The 15,231-nt window shown below is 58.6% G+C and carries 18 protein-coding genes and 1 pseudogene; 11 read left to right on the top strand and 8 right to left on the bottom strand.

The features are described from left to right. Window positions 1–8: 8 nt before the first annotated feature. Window positions 9–1,661: a fatty acid--CoA ligase gene (locus AC1DHT_RS12970; protein WP_427536409.1), complete on the top strand. Its 1,653-nt coding sequence runs from the start codon at window positions 9–11 to the stop codon at window positions 1,659–1,661. Between the two features lie 208 nt (window positions 1,662–1,869). Here AC1DHT_RS12970 and AC1DHT_RS12965 read toward each other — a convergent pair whose 3' ends face one another. Beyond that, the gene (locus tag AC1DHT_RS12965; RefSeq protein ID WP_427533822.1) at window positions 1,870–2,355 is read right to left on the bottom strand and encodes an Lrp/AsnC family transcriptional regulator; all 486 of its coding nucleotides are present in this window, start codon (window positions 2,353–2,355) and stop codon (window positions 1,870–1,872) included. 229 nt (window positions 2,356–2,584) lie between these two features. Between AC1DHT_RS12965 and AC1DHT_RS12960 the strand changes: the two genes are divergently transcribed. The 8 genes from AC1DHT_RS12960 (at window position 2,585) to AC1DHT_RS12925 (ending at window position 8,722) form a co-directional block, all read left to right on the top strand. After that, the gene (locus AC1DHT_RS12960; protein ID WP_427536411.1) at window positions 2,585–2,962 is read left to right on the top strand and encodes a Dabb family protein; all 378 of its coding nucleotides are present in this window, start codon (window positions 2,585–2,587) and stop codon (window positions 2,960–2,962) included. A 17-nt stretch (window positions 2,963–2,979) separates the two neighbouring features. Next, complete coding sequence (locus AC1DHT_RS12955; protein ID WP_427536413.1) at window positions 2,980–3,402, top strand: DUF2000 domain-containing protein; 423 nt, start codon at window positions 2,980–2,982, stop codon at window positions 3,400–3,402. Between the two features lie 13 nt (window positions 3,403–3,415). Next, a complete protein-coding gene (locus tag AC1DHT_RS12950; protein WP_427536415.1) occupies window positions 3,416–4,816 on the top strand; it encodes a phenylacetate--CoA ligase family protein in 1,401 nt (466 codons plus the stop codon). A gap of 2 nt (window positions 4,817–4,818) precedes the next feature. Then, window positions 4,819–5,784, top strand: a complete 966-nt coding sequence (locus tag AC1DHT_RS12945; RefSeq protein WP_427536417.1) for a branched-chain amino acid transaminase — start codon at window positions 4,819–4,821, stop codon at window positions 5,782–5,784. Between the two features lie 21 nt (window positions 5,785–5,805). Then, on the top strand, window positions 5,806–6,426 hold the full coding sequence (locus AC1DHT_RS12940; protein ID WP_427536419.1) for a bacilysin biosynthesis protein BacA: 621 nt from the start codon (window positions 5,806–5,808) through the stop codon (window positions 6,424–6,426). 74 nt (window positions 6,427–6,500) lie between these two features. Further along, window positions 6,501–7,070: a carboxymuconolactone decarboxylase family protein gene (locus AC1DHT_RS12935; protein ID WP_427536421.1), complete on the top strand. Its 570-nt coding sequence runs from the start codon at window positions 6,501–6,503 to the stop codon at window positions 7,068–7,070. Between the two features lie 3 nt (window positions 7,071–7,073). Then, window positions 7,074–8,027 carry an ornithine cyclodeaminase family protein gene (locus tag AC1DHT_RS12930; protein WP_427536423.1) on the top strand — a complete coding sequence of 318 codons (954 nt, stop codon included), beginning with the start codon at window positions 7,074–7,076 and terminating at the stop codon, window positions 8,025–8,027. A gap of 74 nt (window positions 8,028–8,101) precedes the next feature. Then, a complete protein-coding gene (locus AC1DHT_RS12925) occupies window positions 8,102–8,722 on the top strand; it encodes a LysE family translocator (RefSeq protein ID WP_427536425.1) in 621 nt (206 codons plus the stop codon). An 86-nt stretch (window positions 8,723–8,808) separates the two neighbouring features. Here the strand turns inward: AC1DHT_RS12925 and AC1DHT_RS12920 are convergent, their stop codons facing one another. The 5 genes from AC1DHT_RS12920 to AC1DHT_RS12900 all read right to left on the bottom strand — a co-directional run bounded on the left by AC1DHT_RS12920 (window position 8,809) and on the right by AC1DHT_RS12900 (window position 13,556). After that, window positions 8,809–9,294 carry an adenosine-specific kinase gene (locus AC1DHT_RS12920; protein WP_427534502.1) on the bottom strand — a complete coding sequence of 162 codons (486 nt, stop codon included), beginning with the start codon at window positions 9,292–9,294 and terminating at the stop codon, window positions 8,809–8,811. A 100-nt stretch (window positions 9,295–9,394) separates the two neighbouring features. After that, entirely contained in the window at window positions 9,395–10,024 is a 630-nt protein-coding gene (locus AC1DHT_RS12915; RefSeq protein WP_427536427.1) for a Vgb family protein, read from the bottom strand. Between the two features lie 35 nt (window positions 10,025–10,059). Beyond that, window positions 10,060–11,280 carry a helix-turn-helix domain-containing protein gene (locus AC1DHT_RS12910; RefSeq protein WP_427536429.1) on the bottom strand — a complete coding sequence of 407 codons (1,221 nt, stop codon included), beginning with the start codon at window positions 11,278–11,280 and terminating at the stop codon, window positions 10,060–10,062. A 213-nt stretch (window positions 11,281–11,493) separates the two neighbouring features. After that, window positions 11,494–12,819, bottom strand: a complete 1,326-nt coding sequence (locus AC1DHT_RS12905) for a sensor histidine kinase (protein WP_427536431.1) — start codon at window positions 12,817–12,819, stop codon at window positions 11,494–11,496. Beyond that, window positions 12,816–13,556: a response regulator gene (locus tag AC1DHT_RS12900; protein WP_427536433.1), complete on the bottom strand. Its 741-nt coding sequence runs from the start codon at window positions 13,554–13,556 to the stop codon at window positions 12,816–12,818. The genes AC1DHT_RS12905 and AC1DHT_RS12900 overlap by 4 nt, the downstream gene beginning before the upstream one ends. 106 nt (window positions 13,557–13,662) lie before the next feature. Between AC1DHT_RS12900 and AC1DHT_RS12895 the strand changes: the two genes are divergently transcribed. Together AC1DHT_RS12895 and AC1DHT_RS12890 are read left to right on the top strand one after the other, a co-directional pair. Further along, the gene (locus tag AC1DHT_RS12895; protein ID WP_427536649.1) at window positions 13,663–13,848 is read left to right on the top strand and encodes a hypothetical protein; all 186 of its coding nucleotides are present in this window, start codon (window positions 13,663–13,665) and stop codon (window positions 13,846–13,848) included. Window positions 13,849–13,906: 58 nt separating this feature from the next. Further along, window positions 13,907–14,065 (top strand): hypothetical protein, encoded by a 159-nt coding sequence (locus AC1DHT_RS12890; protein ID WP_427536435.1) that lies wholly within the window; start codon window positions 13,907–13,909, stop codon window positions 14,063–14,065. A gap of 61 nt (window positions 14,066–14,126) precedes the next feature. Here AC1DHT_RS12890 and AC1DHT_RS12885 read toward each other — a convergent pair whose 3' ends face one another. Both AC1DHT_RS12885 and AC1DHT_RS12880 read right to left on the bottom strand, forming a co-directional pair. Next, window positions 14,127–14,921: a carbohydrate deacetylase gene (locus AC1DHT_RS12885; protein ID WP_427536437.1), complete on the bottom strand. Its 795-nt coding sequence runs from the start codon at window positions 14,919–14,921 to the stop codon at window positions 14,127–14,129. Further along, window positions 14,893–15,224, bottom strand: a pseudogene (locus AC1DHT_RS12880) (GNAT family N-acetyltransferase); the annotation flags it as partial. The gene AC1DHT_RS12885 and the pseudogene AC1DHT_RS12880, both read right to left, overlap by 29 nt. Window positions 15,225–15,231 lie beyond the last annotated feature (7 nt).

The following is a 15,231-nucleotide window of genomic DNA, read 5'->3' as shown; positions in this document are numbered from 1 at the left end:
CCCCAACCATGATGGCGACAAAAATAATTCCGCCCGCTGACGGCGCCTATGCCTATCCCTTGCTGATCAAGCAATTGTTGCTGTCCGGCGTGCGCTACGAACCGGGTCGGGAAATCGTATACGCCGACAAACTGCGCTACAGCTACCAGACCCTCAACCAACGGATCCGCAGGTTGGCTAACGCCTTGACCGCTGCCGGCGTCAAGGCCGGAGATACGGTGGCCTTGCTCGATTGGGACAGCCATCGCTACCTGGAATGCTTCTTTGCCGTACCGATGATCGGCGCGGTGCTGCATACCGTGAATATTCGTCTCTCTGCGGATCAGGTGCTCTACACCATGAACCACGCCGAGGACGATCTGGTGCTGGTGCATGATGATTTCCTGCCCCTGGTCGAGCAGATTCAGGGGCAGCTCAGTACCGTCAAAGGCTACGTCCAGCTGACTGACGACACGGCAGCCGACACGTCTCTGCCCGTGCCGGGAGAGTATGAGCAGCTGTTGTCTCAAGCGGCAGACCAGTACCAATTCCCTGACTTCGATGAAAACTCGGTGGCGACCCTTTTCTACACTACGGGCACCACCGGTGACCCTAAAGGTGTGTATTTCACCCATCGCCAGTTGGTGCTGCACACCTTGAATGCCGTGGGCACGCTGGGTGTCTATCAAGGTCTGCCGCTGCTGCGTTCCGATGATGTCTACATGCCCATCACCCCGATGTTTCACGTGCATGCCTGGGGGGTACCCTATGTTGCCACCCTGATGGGTCTCAAGCAGGTGTACCCCGGTCGTTATGAGCCCAACCGCCTGGTCAGGCTGTACCGCGAGGAGAACGTCACGTTTTCCCATTGTGTGCCGACCCTGTTGCAAATGATCCTGGGCTGCGAGGAAGCGGCTCAAACCCGTTTCGATGGCTGGAAAATGCTTTTGGGCGGCAGTGCCCTGACGCTGGGCATTGCCAGCGAGGCGAGCGCCAAAGGCATGCGCGTACACAGCGGCTACGGCATGTCGGAAACCTGCCCGTTGCTTTGCACAACGTACCTGCGCGATGAGGAGCTGGAACTGCCCACCCAAACCCAATTGGCCATTCGCATCAAAACCGGGACACCTGTACCGATGGTCGATCTTAAAATCGTCGATGCCAGCGGCAATGATATGCCTCACGACGGCGAGTCCCTGGGTGAGATCGTGGTCCGTGCACCCTGGCTGACTCAAGGTTATTGGAAGGCGCCCGAAAAGGGCGCCGAGTTGTGGCGCGACGGTTGGATGCACACCGGTGACATCGCTTCTATCGACGCCTTGGGCGGGGTGGAAATCAAGGATCGAATCAAGGACGTCATCAAGACGGGAGGGGAGTGGATCAGCTCTCTGGAGCTGGAGAGCCTGATCAGCGAGCACTCGGCCGTCATGTCGGTCGCGGTCGTGGGCATTGCCGATGAGCAATGGGGTGAACGACCGATGGCGCTGGTGGTGTGCGCGCCTGGGCAATATCTCGACCGCAAGATCCTGGAGGTGCATCTGCAAGGGTTTGTCGAGCGTGGCCGTATCAATAAATGGGCGATCCCCAAGCAGTTCAAGTTCGTCGCCGAAATTCCTAAAACCAGTGTCGGGAAGATTAATAAGAAACTGATCCGGGAAAGCGAAGTAATGCTGTTCACTTAAGCAATTTCACCCGCGACGCATTCTTTGTAGCAGCTGCCGAAGGCTGCGTTCGGCTGCGCAGCAGTCGTAAAATCAGCAATTGCGGTGTGTCAGGTACACTGCGGCAGCCGGACTCACGACTGCTTCGCAGCCGAACGCAGCCTTCGGCAGCTGCTACAGATTGCATTCCGGAAACACAAGGCAGGCCTCTACCCTGGTGGAGGTTTGCTCAGGCTTCTTGGGAGCGCTTGACCGGGAATGACATGAAAGGCTTGATCTCCTTGAGCACGAACATGCTCTGCATCTCCTTGATGCCGGGCAACTGACGGATGACCGACATCGCGAAGTCGGCAAACGAGTCGAGATCGCGTGCCACGACCTGCAACAGGAAGTCAGCATCGCCACCGATGCTGTAGCACGCCACCACATCCTCCAGCTGCATCACTTCCTGCTCGAACTTCCGGGCCTCGGCTGCACTGTGATGGTCGATGCTGACCCGGATGAACACCATCACTCCCAGCCCGATCCTGCGTCGGTCGAGCACCGCCCTGTAACCCTGAATAAAGCGATGTTCTTCCAGCTGCCGCACCCTGCGCCAGCAGGGCGAGGCAGACATGCCGATCTGGTCGGCCAAGGTCTGGTTGGTGATCCTGCCGTCCTGTTGCAAGGCTGTAAGGATTTTGACATCTGTCAGATTCAGCGTCTGATCGGTCATAAATTCCGCGTCCCTGTGGTAAAGAGGTAGATCCTACCAGAACTCATCTTTCCAGCAATTAAAATAGAAAATTTTTCTCCTGCTAAAGCGGATAACATTTTTTCAACTTCTGATGTTGGAGTTGCCACGCTTTAGCCTCTACGTACAAACCGATGCCGGACGCGTCGTTGAATAAATAAACCACAGTTGATCGCTTCCTTTTCCGGAGGGCGCGATCCCAGGGTGATAAATGATTCTTCATCTGGTTTTTTTCAAGTTTGATGAACCCTTTCAATGGTGCGACGACGAAGTCATCGATGCAGAAGCATCGACACGCCAGCACCCACTTCATATTAACGAAATCATGGGCTGGGCGTGTGGCAGGAATATAAGCCCGCGCAAACAGGCCATGGACTTTATGGTGATGGGGTTGTTTGAAACTCAAGAGACGCTCTCCGCGTTTTTGACGCATCCCAATCATCTGCAGGGTGTAATGAAGTGGCAAAAAATTGCCAGTTGGCAGGTGGTTGATGTTGATGTTGGTAGTGACACTACGAAGTTTGTCGGGTTGCTCGATGGTTGGGCTGACTTCGGTGTGACAAAACTCGAAGAACTGAAGGTTTATTGACAGTCGTGGAGGATTCAATGAATTTCGATGCAGCCGTTCACAAATGCGTGATTGTCGTCGACAAAGCACTGGGGCTGGGGCATGCGGCCAATGCCGTCAGCGTTATCGGCGTTAGCCTGGGGCGTTCGGTAGAAGGCCTGGTCGGACCTGACATGCAAAGTCGTGACAATGTTAATTACCCCGGCGTCATCTACGCACCGTTGCCGATTCTGCTATCCACCAACGAGAATTTGCACGCACTTCAAGAGAAAGCGCTGGCGGATGATGAAATCCACATCATGCCATTCAGCGCCCTGGCGCAATCCTGCAAGACGTATCAGGAGTATGAGGCGCGTATCTCCGAGGCCGACAGTTCAGCCATAGAGTTGGTTGCCATCGGCTTGATCGGACCGAAGAAAACAATCAGTAAGTTGACCGGTAATCTTTCGCTGTTCAAATGACAAGGAGGTTGTAGTGTACGCTTTATTCAAGCCTGAGCTTCTGGAGTTGGCACGTACAGTTCATCAGCAACATGCAGTGTTTGAGAAGGATGGTATCTCCATCGGGGAGTTGAATGATATTCAGCTTGGGCGTATTAAAAACATACTCCGCTATGTCAAGGCGTATTCGCCTTTTTATCAGGATAGATTGTCTGGTTTATCCAGTAGTGCCATAGATGAACTCGACTGGAATGCGTTCCGGAAACTGCCGTTCACCACCAAGAACGATTTGCGCGAGGCAGGTCATGGCATGGCGGCCGCGCCATTGACGAACGCCTGGATCTACTACGAAACCACAGGTACTACCGGAGCGGCGACACCTTGTCCGCGCAACGAGCATGATTCGATATTCAATAACACGCCGCTGATCCTTCGTTACAGCGAGCTGTTTCGTGCCCACGGTCAGCAACATATTGTCGGCGTGATGGGGCCTACGGAGTTGCACTCGACCGGCGATACGTTTGAAGACGTCTGTCGCAGCCTTGGCCACACCGTCGTGAAAATGTGGCCGCGATCGCCCGTTGTCGGGTTGGATCGTGCCGTCACGCTGATCAGGGAGCTGAAGATCACGGCCCTGGTCTGCACACCGGCAGTCGCCATCAGTCTGGCCAGGCATTTGATCAAAAAGGGCCAGAGCCCCTCGGATCTGGGCGTAAAGCTGATTTTCACCCTGGGTGAACTGACCACTCCTGCATTGCTGCGCAATATCGGCGATGTGTGGGGCAGTGCGGTGTACAACTGCATGTATGCCTCGCAAGAGTCGTCGATCCTGGCCGCCTGCGACAAGGATGGCAATCTCTGCACGGTTCCCTTGAACGTGGTCTATGAGGTGGTCAACCCGCTGACGGGGAAAGTGCTGGATCCTGTGAATGCCAAAATGACCGGTGAATTGGTCATTACCCATCTTTACCAAGGGCAAAAACCACTGATTCGTTATCGCACCGGAGATATGGTCAGGGCTCAGGTGATGGGCAAGGGGCATTGGCAGATCATTCCTATCGGTCGGGTCAGGGATACGCTGGTCATCAACGGCCACAATCTCTGCGCCTACGACGTTGAGGCTGCACTATTCGAGCACCTCAAAGGTTGTCTGGATTACCACATCCAGGTGGAAACCGTGGGCGGTGAAGATCAGCTGAGCGTCACGTTGGAGTTGCAGCAGAACACCGCGTTCGACAACGACCTGGAGGCTGTTGCCAGTTCCATGGCGGACAGGCTCGGCGCTCGCGTCCACCTCACCGTTGGCCCCACCGATGCGGTTACCGGCACTGCGGCGATGGTCAGTTGGAAGGCCGCCAGGCTCCACGACAAGCGCAGCGGTAGCGACAATAACGAGCGTGAAACGGCATTGAACATTGCCGCGCGGAGGGCCTGATCATGACTGACGTACCCGGCAATACCCCGGCTACCCAGCGCAAGCCCCATCCATGGGTGTACTTTGATGGTCAGGTTGTCGCCGCTGCAGAAGCGCTGATACCGGTAACGACCCAGGCATTCAATTACGGCACCGCTGTCTTCGAGGGCATTCGTGCCTATGTCGCCAGTAACGGTGAATTGAATGTCTTCAGGCTGGATGATCACCTGAAGCGACTGGAGAATTCTGCCAGGCTGCTGCAGTTGGAAAGCCTGCCGTGTCGCGCCGAGATGAAGGCAATCATCCTCGACTTACTGCGACGTAACGAGGCTTCGACCGAGAGCTATATCCGGCCTCTGGCCTACAAGAAAGCGCTGCTGCCTGGGGTTGGTTTTGGCGTGAAGCTCTCGGGGGTCAGCACTGGCCTGGTGATCAATACCCTGGGCATGGGCGCCTACATGCCTGCCGGCGGTATTCGCTGCGCCATCTCGAGTTGGCGGCGTATTCCCGATGTTTCGCTTCCCGCGCGGGCCAAAATCACCGGCAGTTATGCCAATTCGGCGTTGGCCATGGAGTCGGCGCAACGCAATGGGTTTGACGATGCGTTGATGTTGAACGTGCACGGCAATCTGGCCGAGTCGACGACCTCCAATGTCTTCATCGTGAAAGACGGTTGTCTTATCACGCCGCCATTGAGCGCTCATATTCTTGAAGGCATTACCCGCGATTCGGTGATTACCCTGGCCAGGGAAGAATTGGGATTGAAAGTCGTCGAGCGAGATATTTCGTTTTCCGAACTGTTTTCAGTCGACGAGTGCTTCCTGGCCGGTACCGGCGTCGAGATCGTACCTGTGACGCAAATTGATCACTACGTGCTGCAAGAGAGCGGGGTAGGCGAAACAAGTGCTGCGATCAGGAGCCTCTACCAGGAAACGGTAAGAGGTCGGAATAGCAAATACGCCCATTGGTTGAGCCCGGTATCCAATTGATCGCTCTGGAGAGTCATGACTATGGACAGTAAATTCTTGAATTTGGGTGTTGGCGATTGGCGCGATGTGATGATTCATACCCTGGGGCCCAGCGGGACCAGCAGTGAAGCAGCCGCCGGCTTTTTCAGTGATTGGTTTGGGCGTCGATATCCAGGCTCACGCGTACAGGTCAATCTCAGCGACTCTTACGAGCATGCCCGCTCCAGCATGGACGAGAACGTTCCAAGGGTAATGATCGTAGCCAATGCCTACCCGCAGATTCATAACTTCTACATGGACCCGCGGTTAAGCCTGGTGGCGACCTTCGTGTTCGATACGCCGCTGTACGGATTGGCGAGCAAGGGACCGCTAACCACCGCAAAACTGACGGTCGCCACTCATCCCGCGCCGCTTCTCCTGATCAAGGAACTCTTGCCTCAGGACCTGGAGGTCGACTCCGTGATCCTTGCACTTTCCACCAGCGCTGCCGCGGCAGCGGCAGCCAGGGGCGAGGTCGACGTAGCACTGACCACGGAAGTGGCGGCCAACATCCACGGGTTGAAATTTATCTCGAGCACCCGTCCGATCCGGATGCTCTGGTCTGTCTTCGCGCTGACCCGCTGGAGCGCACTGCCGACGGAAGCCAATTTGTACGGCAGCTGATCGTAACACCCTGCCTGACCCCGTTCGAAGGCAGGGTGACCCTTGGACTATTTCGAATACACGTTGAGGTCATGATGACTGTCTTGAAGCTTCACACAATTGATTCGACCCCGGAAAAAAGCAAAGCACTGCTTCAGAGTTCCATCGACAATTTTGGCTGGATCCCCAATCAGAGTGCCTACATGTCGGAGTCACCTTCGTTACTGGCTGCCTATCAGCGTGCGCATGATCTGTTTATCGACAGTTCGTTGAACGAAGAAGAAAAAGCCGTGGTGTGGATCACCACCGGTGTGGAAAACCGTTGTGACTACACGGTCCAGGCCCACGCCTTCATTGCCCTTTCCAAGGGCGTGGATGAGCACGTGGTCGACGCCATCGCCCATGAGCCAACGCGCCTCAATGCGCGACTGATGGCGTTGCGCAGTTTTACCCTGGAAGTGATTCATTGCCGCGGTTGCCTGAGCAGACAGGCCATTGATGCTGTCTTGCAGGCGGGCTTCAGCAAGCAAAACATGCTGGATGTGGTTCTCGGTGTTTCACAGAAAAACATGTCGACAATCTTGAACGCTATTGCCGGCACCGAAATCGACGAGCGCTTCAAATGGGATGCCTTTCAAGGGTTCAAGCAAACGGCCGAGGCGTGAACGATGCTTCATCTGGACAGCGATTCGATCAAAGGACTGTTGAGTTTCGAGTTGTGCCTGCGGCTCAGCGAGGAAGCCTTCAGATTGCACTCTTCAGGCCAGGTGGAGCAGCCGTTGCGTACGATCGTCAAGGGCGGCGAGAACGAGTTGATGGGGGTCATGCCGGCTTACATCAAGTCCGGGCCCTATCAGGGGTTCGGCTTGAAGTCGGTGGTGGTCCGGTTGGGTGCTGAAGTTCGCGGCCCTTCGCATAGGGGGAGCGTGTTGATCTATGACGAAGCCGGCGTCTCCCCGGTCGTCGCGGTCGATGCCGGGGCGATCACTGAAATCCGCACGGCTGCGGCTTCGGCACACGCGACCCGCATTCTTGCGGCGCCTGACGCCAGCCGTGTGGCTATTCTGGGCACTGGCTTGCAAGCCCGTGCTCACCTGCTGGCAATGCGGGCCGTCAGGCCGGTCAGGCATGTTTCTGTATGGGGGCGTAGCGAGGCGGCGTGTCGTGAGTTTGCGTCCTGGAGCGAGCACTCCTGCGATTTGCCGGTCTCGATTTGCGCCACGGTTGCCGAGGCGGTGCGCGACAGCGACATCATCTGCACCACCACGGCAGCACGTGCGCCCATTCTGGCCCGTGCCGATCTGCCCGAACGCTGCCATATCAACGCAATTGGCTCCTCGGCTCCGGGTTTCCAGGAGTTGCATGAAGACGTGTATCAGGGCGCCGCGTTGTTCACGGACTGCAACCGATCGGTTTTTGCCGCGTCCGAGTGCGTGACGAAGGCTGTGATCAAAGGCCTGTTGCCGGACCAGGAGGTGGGAACAGAGATCGGCACTGTCGGCGCCGATCGCGTGTTGGCTCATAAGGCGGGTGTAACGATTTTCAAGTCGGTCGGATTGGCCGTGCAGGATCTGGTCTTTTCCCGGGAAGTCGTCAGGCAGTGGGTTGCCGGGTCCCGTTGAAACCGTTGATAACCTTGCTTGCCGGAAGCGGAACCGTTGAGCAAAACAATAATAAATGACCTGAGGAACGCGACATGCTCGATATGACACAAGTACTTACCTATTCGGCAGCGCTGGGTATCGCTGCCGCCATTCCCGGCCCCGGCATGGCGGCGCTGGTGGCGCGGAGCGTCAGCGGTGGCGCGTTATCGGGGTTTTGTCTGCTGTTTGGGCTGATCCTCGGCGATCTGACTTACCTGTCATTTGCCGTCTTTGGCCTGGCGATGATCGCCGAGCACTTCAATACATTGTTCCAGCTGGTACGCTGGGCGGCGGCACTGTACCTGTGCTATCTGGCCTGGCAGTTCTGGTTCGCCAACCATCAGGAGATTGAAGTCGGCAAGCCGGTGAAGAAGAAGGAGCTGTTGTCGGCGGCAATATCCGGCCTGACCATTACCCTGGGAAACCCGAAAACCATTGCCTTCTACCTGGCGTTGTTGCCGCTGGTGATCAACCTTGAGACGGTCTCGTTGCAGACCTGGGGGCTGATGCTGGTGCCACTGACCATTCTGGTTCTGCTGGGTGTTGGCGCGCTGTTCATTGTTGGCGCGGTGCGCATCCGGCACCTGCTGTCGAGCCTGCGAGCACAACAGCGGCTGTTTCGCGGCGCGGCAGCGATCATGGTGGCGGCTGCCGCAGCGATGCTGATTCGTTGAGGCGCTGAGAGCCCGTGTCTGCACCCTGCATGGAAGTGTTTCGCCTGCGGCGCGGTCACGGCGCCGCTCCTTGTCGGCGCTTCGGCTCAGAGCTTGTAACCGATCTGTCGCAACAGGTTTTTGCGCCACAGGATATCTTCGTCTCCTTCAATGTCCTTGGCGCAAAAACCATCCACGACACCGAGGATCGCTCGGCCTTGTTCCGTTTCAGCGAGAATGACTTCCGTTGGGTTGGCTGTCGCACAAAAGATATGGCACACCTCAGGCACCATTTTGAGGATGTTCAACACGTTGAGCGGATAGAAACCGTCGCCGAGGAAAATGATGAAGCTATGGCCTGCGGCGATGGCTTTTGCGTTTTTTTGCGCCAGTTCGATCATGGCGCTGTCGGTGCCGGACCAGCGCACCAGGCATTTGCCGGAGGCTTCACAAAAGGCCAGGCCAAACGTGATGCCCGGCACGCAACTGACTAATGCTTCATGAATGTCCTCGACAGACTTGATGAAGTGCGTCTGCCCAAAAATGAAGTTCGTCGCTTCCGGCTTATCGATTTTCAACGTGATGAGTTGCATCTCAAACGCCTCCTTCCACGATGTATTATCAGGGCCCGACAACACAACCAAGCATAGTTACTGATTGGCAGTGGCGTCGTCTGCTGTCGATCGCGGCGTCTCATTCAGGTCGGCGAACCACTCTGACCTTGCCGCTGTTTCCTCCTCCACAGAAGAACTGGTCGGCACCATCCGACTCGAGTCCCGATACGCCGACACCAGCAGGCATTTTGAGGCTCTCCAGAATCTCACCCGTTTGAGGATCGACGTGCCTCAATTCGCTTTCTTCACCCTCCCAGGTGCCGTGCCAGAGTTCTCCGTCGACCCAGGTGACGCCAGTGACGAAGCGGTTGGATTCGATGGTGCGCAGAATCGCCCCGGTTTGGGGATCGATCTGATGAATTTTCCGGTCCCGATACTCGCCCACCCAAAGCGTCCCTTCGGCCCATGTGAGCCCTGAGTTGCTGCCGCCGGGCACAGGGATCGTGGCGAGCACGCGACCGGTTTTCGGGTCGATCTTCTGGATGCGATCCTCGGCGATCTGAAACAGGTGCTGACCGTCAAAGGCTGTGCCAGCATGCGCGGCGACATCGATTGAGCGCAGGGTATTCCCGCTCGCGGGATCGAGGGCGTTCAGTTTGTCTCCGGAAGCGAACCAGACCTGTTGGCCGTCATAGGTGACCCCATGCACATGGTCGACTCCCGGAAAGGGTCCATATTCGCGGATAATTTCGGCTGCTGAGTGTTTCATGTCTTCCACCCTGGTGGTTTGGTCGTGGAGTGATCCTAGTCACTTGGAAGTGGAGCAGGGAGTAACAATGACGTCGCGAAACCCGGCACCGAAGGCGTTATCCAGCGACGCGCTCGCCCGCGACCAAACCACTGGACCTTGCCGGCCGCCGCCAGCGAGTCGAGTGCCCGCTGCACGGTGCGCTGGCTGGCGCCAAGCGCCAGCGCCAGGGCTGAGCTCGACCACGACTCACCGTCGGCGAGGAGGGCGAGCACCGCCGCCTGCTTCTCTTCGACGGGCCGTGCCAGCACGACGACTTCCAGTGCGCTGCGCGGCACCAGCGCAAAACCGCGCTTTGTAGCAGTCACGCCAGCCACGGTCCGCAGCGCCGCGCGAAGTCGCCCGACCTCGACGCGCAATCGCGCGCGATGCGACTCATCGTCAAGCTTCAATCGGAAGGCTCGGGCGATAAGCGTTTCCCTCGATACGTCGGCGGGCCACGCTTCGCCCAACGCCCGGGCGAGCGCGAACAGCACCGGGCGCCTTGCGAGCGAGACTTGCGCGCGTGCGTCACGCACGAGATGACGGCAGGCGTCCACGACGAGCGCCTTTGACGCCAGTAGCGCTTCAACGTCCTCAAGCAGCAGGAGCCGCTCCTCGCCACCGGTAATCAGGCGCGCCGCAGGCGTGTCGAGGAGGAGGCATGCGCTGTCGACCTCGGCTGTCAGCGCAGGGATTGCGGCGTGGCGTGCGGCATGCTCGGCCCGAGTGAGTGCCACCCGTGCCGTCTTCGCCTGGAGGCGGCGCATCGCGATCCCCGCCACGACCAACTCGTGAACAGCCCTCGATGCAGGCGGTAAAGGCGTGGGGTCGAGTTCGGCAAGCCGGTGCTCGGCTTCGTCGAGATGACCGATCAGCAGCAAGCGCCGGATCTCGAGGTACCGGGCATGCGCGGCGTTAACCCGGTCACCGTGTTCTTCGAGTGTCGCCCGTGCTGCATCGAGTGCCTTCGCAGGCCAGCCAAGGTCGCGCGAAGCGAGCGCAATCTCGGCCTCGGCAACCACGCACCGCGCTAGGGCCAAGGCCTCTTTCGGACCGAAGGCACGTGCCGCACTGCGCAACAGAGCCTTCGCGCGAACCAGTTCGCCGAGCTGCGCCATGGCGATGCCGCGTAACGCGAGTGCCGGCGCATCGTCGCGCAAGGCCACCCGGTTCAGTGCGCCGAGGGGATCACCTGCCGCGAGCGCACGCGCCGCGGCTGTTATCAGCGAATCCATCAGAATCGCGCCACAGCTGTCACTCCTGCCCTCCGATACCCGCTGCTTAGTCTATCTCACGACTACCAAACAGCCCGGAGGCTAACAAGCGCTGAGTCAGGTGCCTTCGCAGGAAGACATTCAGAGCTTGCTGACGCCTGCCAGAGGCAGGCTGAATCGCTGTTCACAGGTGCAGCACCCTGGAACTGCTGCGGTATAGGCTGGCCGAAGGGGTTATTGGCGCCGCCCAGGTGGTGCTCCCGGTGCCAGCGTGAGCTCCGCGCAGAGGCCACCGCCTTCGCGGTTGCTCAAGGTCAGCGAACCGCCGATAGCCAGCGCCAGTTGCTGGGCGATGGCCAGCCCCAGTCCGGTGCCGCCGGTGGTGCGGTTGCGCGAGCTTTCTACCCGATAGAACGGCTTCATGACCTCGGCCAACTCGTCCTCGGCGATCCCCGGTCCGCGATCCAGCACCTTGATCGACAGGTTGCCAGCGCTCGATTGCACCACCAGCTCTGCTGCGCCGGCGAACTTCAAGGCGTTGTCCAGCAGGTTGACCAGCACCCGCCGCAGGGCATGGGGACGGGTATCGATCACGGCGGCATTTCTGTCAGTCAACTGCACGGGCTTGCCCATGTCCTGATAGTCGAAGACCAGGCTGACGAGAAAGGAGTCCAGGTCAATGCGACAACTGGCTTCGGTGGCGCCATGCACGCTGCGGGCATAGGCCACACCTTCGCGCACCAGGTGCTCGATTTCTTCCAGGTCCTGCCAGAGTTTGTCCTTTTCGGCTGAATCGTCCATGAATTCCGCCCGAAGTTTCATCCGGGTGATGGGCGTTTGCAGATCATGGGAAATGGCGGCGAGCAGTTGCATTCGTTCCTTGAGATAGGCCGCGATGCGCTCCTGCATGGCATTGAAGGCCGCGGCAGCGTAGGCGACTTCGGTCGGGCCGGTTTCATCCAGGTGAATTTGGTGGGTGTTGGGATCGAGGGTTTCCACTGCGCGGGACAAACGCGTCAAAGGGCGGATGGCAATTCTCACGGCCAGCCAGGTGCAGCCGATCAACAGCAGCAACTGGCCGAGCAGGACCACCGGCAGCCACGGCGAGAGCGGCATGATCGAGGGCCGGACGTCGATTGTCAGTGGGTTGCCATCGGACAGCCGCAGGTGCGCCTGATAATGTTTCTGCGGGCCTGGGATGTCACTGAATGTCAGCGAAAAGTCATGGCCGACGGCATCTTCGATGGAGCGCACGGAGACCGGAACGTCGTCCTGTTGCATCGGTACACCGGGCTCACCCTCGCTCAGCAGGTAACCATAGTTGCGCCTTTCCAGACGTTGCAACCAACTGGCGCGCTCCTCGGCTGGCAAGCGGTCAAGGATTGCAACCGAGGTGGCCACGTCGTTGACCAGATTGCCAAGCATCGTCGATTTCGCGCTCTGGTAGCGTTCGTAATACTGAGCGGCGAAGGACAGACCCTGAGCCAGAATCAAGCCGATCAGAAAGATCAATGAGAGACGCGACGCCAGCGTGCGCGGCCAGTGCAGCGAGAAATTCATGATGGTGCACCGAGGATTTCCACCGGCAGGGAGAACACGTAGCCTTCGCTGCGCACCGTCTTGATGTAGGCCGGTTCGCGGGCATCATCCAGCAGGCGTTGGCGCAGGCGGCTCACCAGCAAATCGATGGAGCGATCGAACAGATCGGCATCGCGGCCCTGGGTCAGGTTGAGCAACTGGTCGCGGTTGAGCACGCGCTGCGGATGGTCGAGGAAGACCCTCAGCAGGCGGTATTCGGCGCCACTCAAGGCGACCATGGTGCCGTCCTCATCGAGCAAGTGGCGGGCCGAGGTATCCAGGCGCCAACGACCGAAACCCAGTAGCCGACCACTTTCGGTGACCATCAGGTTCGGCGGCAGCATCCGCGTGCGTCGCAGTACCGCATTGATGCGGGCCAGCAGTTCGCGGGCGGCGAACGGTTTGACCAGGTAATCGTCGGCGCCCATCTCAAGGCCGATGATGCGGTCGGTTTCGTCGTTGCGGGCGGTGAGCATCAGTACCGGTATGGCTTTGTGTTTGCCGGCACGCAGTTCGCGGCACAGCAGCAGGCCGTCGTCGCCGGGCATCATGATGTCGAGCACAATCAGGTCGACCGGTGTGGTCTCGAGGAAGGCACGCATCTGGCGCCCATCGGCGACCACCGTGGTGCGCAAACCATTCTTCTTCAGGTAGTTGCCTACCAGCTCTCTGATCTCGCGATCGTCATCGACAATCAGAATGTGATCGACATGATCCATTGCCTCAACCTCTGTGTGTATGCGGTTTTCGCGCAGTCTATCGAGCCTGGATGAGCTTGCCCAAAGGCCTTTGTATTGCAGTGTATCTGGCGCGGGCTGGATACACATGGACGCAAAAAAAGCACCGATTTGGCCGCTGGCTTTGGTGCTGGACGCAAAGGGGCGGGTGCGCTACAGCCATTTCGGGGAAGGTGATTACGCCGAACAAGAACAGGTGATTCAGGGACTGCTGGAAGAGGCGAAAATCGCCGAGGTTGCTGTACCCAGTGCAATACAGACGGTCGGTCGGTAGCGAAGCAGTGGCTTTGTTCTATCCTGAAATTGAACGCAAACCTCAGGAGGAGGGCTTTATGGCAACCGAAAAGAAACGTGAACAGTACGAAGATTTTGAAGAGGAAAAGCCAGAAGAAGCGACCCCGGAAGAGAATCCACCCGATCCGACGTGGAAGCATCCGGACGATGGAAAAAGCCTTTCGGAGCTCGACGAGGAATGGCCGCTTAAACCCTGAGCCATCTGCCTTTTGCACAATGCCCGTGGCCAGTCCCGGGCATTGTGCTGTCGACCTTGCGTTACTCCAGTGCCGTCGACGTCGTTGCGGGTCGTGTGCGTGCCAGCACGTTATAGGAAACCCGTGGAATGCCCCGCAGACGGTTGTCGAGCAATTTGCTCAAGGACTCTCCCTGATACAGATAGGCGTCACCAAAGTCGCTGCCGAGCATCGTCGGATGGGCGACGATTTCCAGCAGTCCGTCTGCCGGTGGCCTGGCGTTGCGCAAGTCCACCGGGGTACAGACGTAGTCCGCCGTGGCACCGGCGAGGCGGTGTAAACGTCGGTTGAGCAAGCTATTGAATACTCGTTTGGTCAGGCTGAGGTTGTGCCCCGGATTGCGCGCCAGGCGAACGGGGACTCCTTGACGGGCAGCAAACCGCGCGACGATCTCACCGATCGGCCAGATAGTGTGAACATGCTGGTGGGAATCGAGATGGCTGGGCTGCAGGCCATTGTCCAGGCAGTGCTGCCATTGCGCTTCGAGCTCCTTCAGCACGGCATCGCGTTGCTGGCGGCTGAGCCACAGGCGGTGGCGGGGCAGGTTCAGGTCGAACTCGCCAGCCGTGTCGCAAAAGTTTGGCAGCTCGAGAATCGCCCGGCTCAGGGGCCGGCCGTACGTGAGGTTGAAGTGCAGTCCCACGCGGCCCTTGAGCAGTGGCTGTTGCGCCAGCTCACAGGCTGCTGAGAAGGCCGGCATGTTGGCCATGACGGTAGCGGAGCTGATCACCCCGGCCTGGAAGGCCCGCAGGATGACTGCGTTTTCGTTCAGGCTGAGCCCGAAATCGTCAGCGTTGACTATGACTTGGCGAGGCATGTTCGTCCTCCATGGGGGGGGCAGTGGGCGCGATTTTTTTATCGACGCCGGTCACGACGGGAGTGCGGGCCAAACGTGCGACAGCTGCCGCACGTTTGGCTCGCCACTGTTGCAGCCTCGGTTTGATGTGCTGCCAGCCCTCGTCCAGACCCCAGCGAATCCACTCATCAAGCAGCACTCGGCCGCTGCCCAGACCGGCATATTGCGGCACGAGCCAGGTTGTAGTCGTTAGAGCCGACCCTGTTCCAGAAAGCCTAGACGATAGCTGATGCAACGCCCGTCAAGTTCCAGCACGACCACGCGGCCCTTG

The organism is Pseudomonas sp. 05N432, from assembly GCF_056396945.1.
The sequence above is the reverse complement of the archived record's forward strand: the minus strand, read 5'-3'. Positions and strand labels throughout refer to the sequence as shown.

Coding starts and splice junctions, on each gene's coding strand:
- AC1DHT_RS12910 (WP_427536429.1), bottom strand. CDS start 11,280: ATGGATTCGCTGATAACAGCCGCGGCGCGTGCGCTCGCGGCAGGTGAT.
- AC1DHT_RS12945 (WP_427536417.1), top strand. CDS start 4,819: ATGACTGACGTACCCGGCAATACCCCGGCTACCCAGCGCAAGCCCCAT.
- AC1DHT_RS12900 (WP_427536433.1), bottom strand. CDS start 13,556: ATGGATCATGTCGATCACATTCTGATTGTCGATGACGATCGCGAGATC.
- AC1DHT_RS12920 (WP_427534502.1), bottom strand. CDS start 9,294: ATGCAACTCATCACGTTGAAAATCGATAAGCCGGAAGCGACGAACTTC.
- AC1DHT_RS12965 (WP_427533822.1), bottom strand. CDS start 2,355: ATGACCGATCAGACGCTGAATCTGACAGATGTCAAAATCCTTACAGCC.
- AC1DHT_RS12930 (WP_427536423.1), top strand. CDS start 7,074: ATGCTTCATCTGGACAGCGATTCGATCAAAGGACTGTTGAGTTTCGAG.
- AC1DHT_RS12970 (WP_427536409.1), top strand. CDS start 9: ATGATGGCGACAAAAATAATTCCGCCCGCTGACGGCGCCTATGCCTAT.
- AC1DHT_RS12955 (WP_427536413.1), top strand. CDS start 2,980: ATGAATTTCGATGCAGCCGTTCACAAATGCGTGATTGTCGTCGACAAA.
- AC1DHT_RS12915 (WP_427536427.1), bottom strand. CDS start 10,024: ATGAAACACTCAGCAGCCGAAATTATCCGCGAATATGGACCCTTTCCG.
- AC1DHT_RS12960 (WP_427536411.1), top strand. CDS start 2,585: ATGATTCTTCATCTGGTTTTTTTCAAGTTTGATGAACCCTTTCAATGG.
- AC1DHT_RS12940 (WP_427536419.1), top strand. CDS start 5,806: ATGGACAGTAAATTCTTGAATTTGGGTGTTGGCGATTGGCGCGATGTG.
- AC1DHT_RS12890 (WP_427536435.1), top strand. CDS start 13,907: ATGGCAACCGAAAAGAAACGTGAACAGTACGAAGATTTTGAAGAGGAA.
- AC1DHT_RS12935 (WP_427536421.1), top strand. CDS start 6,501: ATGACTGTCTTGAAGCTTCACACAATTGATTCGACCCCGGAAAAAAGC.
- AC1DHT_RS12895 (WP_427536649.1), top strand. CDS start 13,663: ATGGACGCAAAAAAAGCACCGATTTGGCCGCTGGCTTTGGTGCTGGAC.
- AC1DHT_RS12925 (WP_427536425.1), top strand. CDS start 8,102: ATGCTCGATATGACACAAGTACTTACCTATTCGGCAGCGCTGGGTATC.
- AC1DHT_RS12905 (WP_427536431.1), bottom strand. CDS start 12,819: ATGAATTTCTCGCTGCACTGGCCGCGCACGCTGGCGTCGCGTCTCTCA.
- AC1DHT_RS12885 (WP_427536437.1), bottom strand. CDS start 14,921: ATGCCTCGCCAAGTCATAGTCAACGCTGACGATTTCGGGCTCAGCCTG.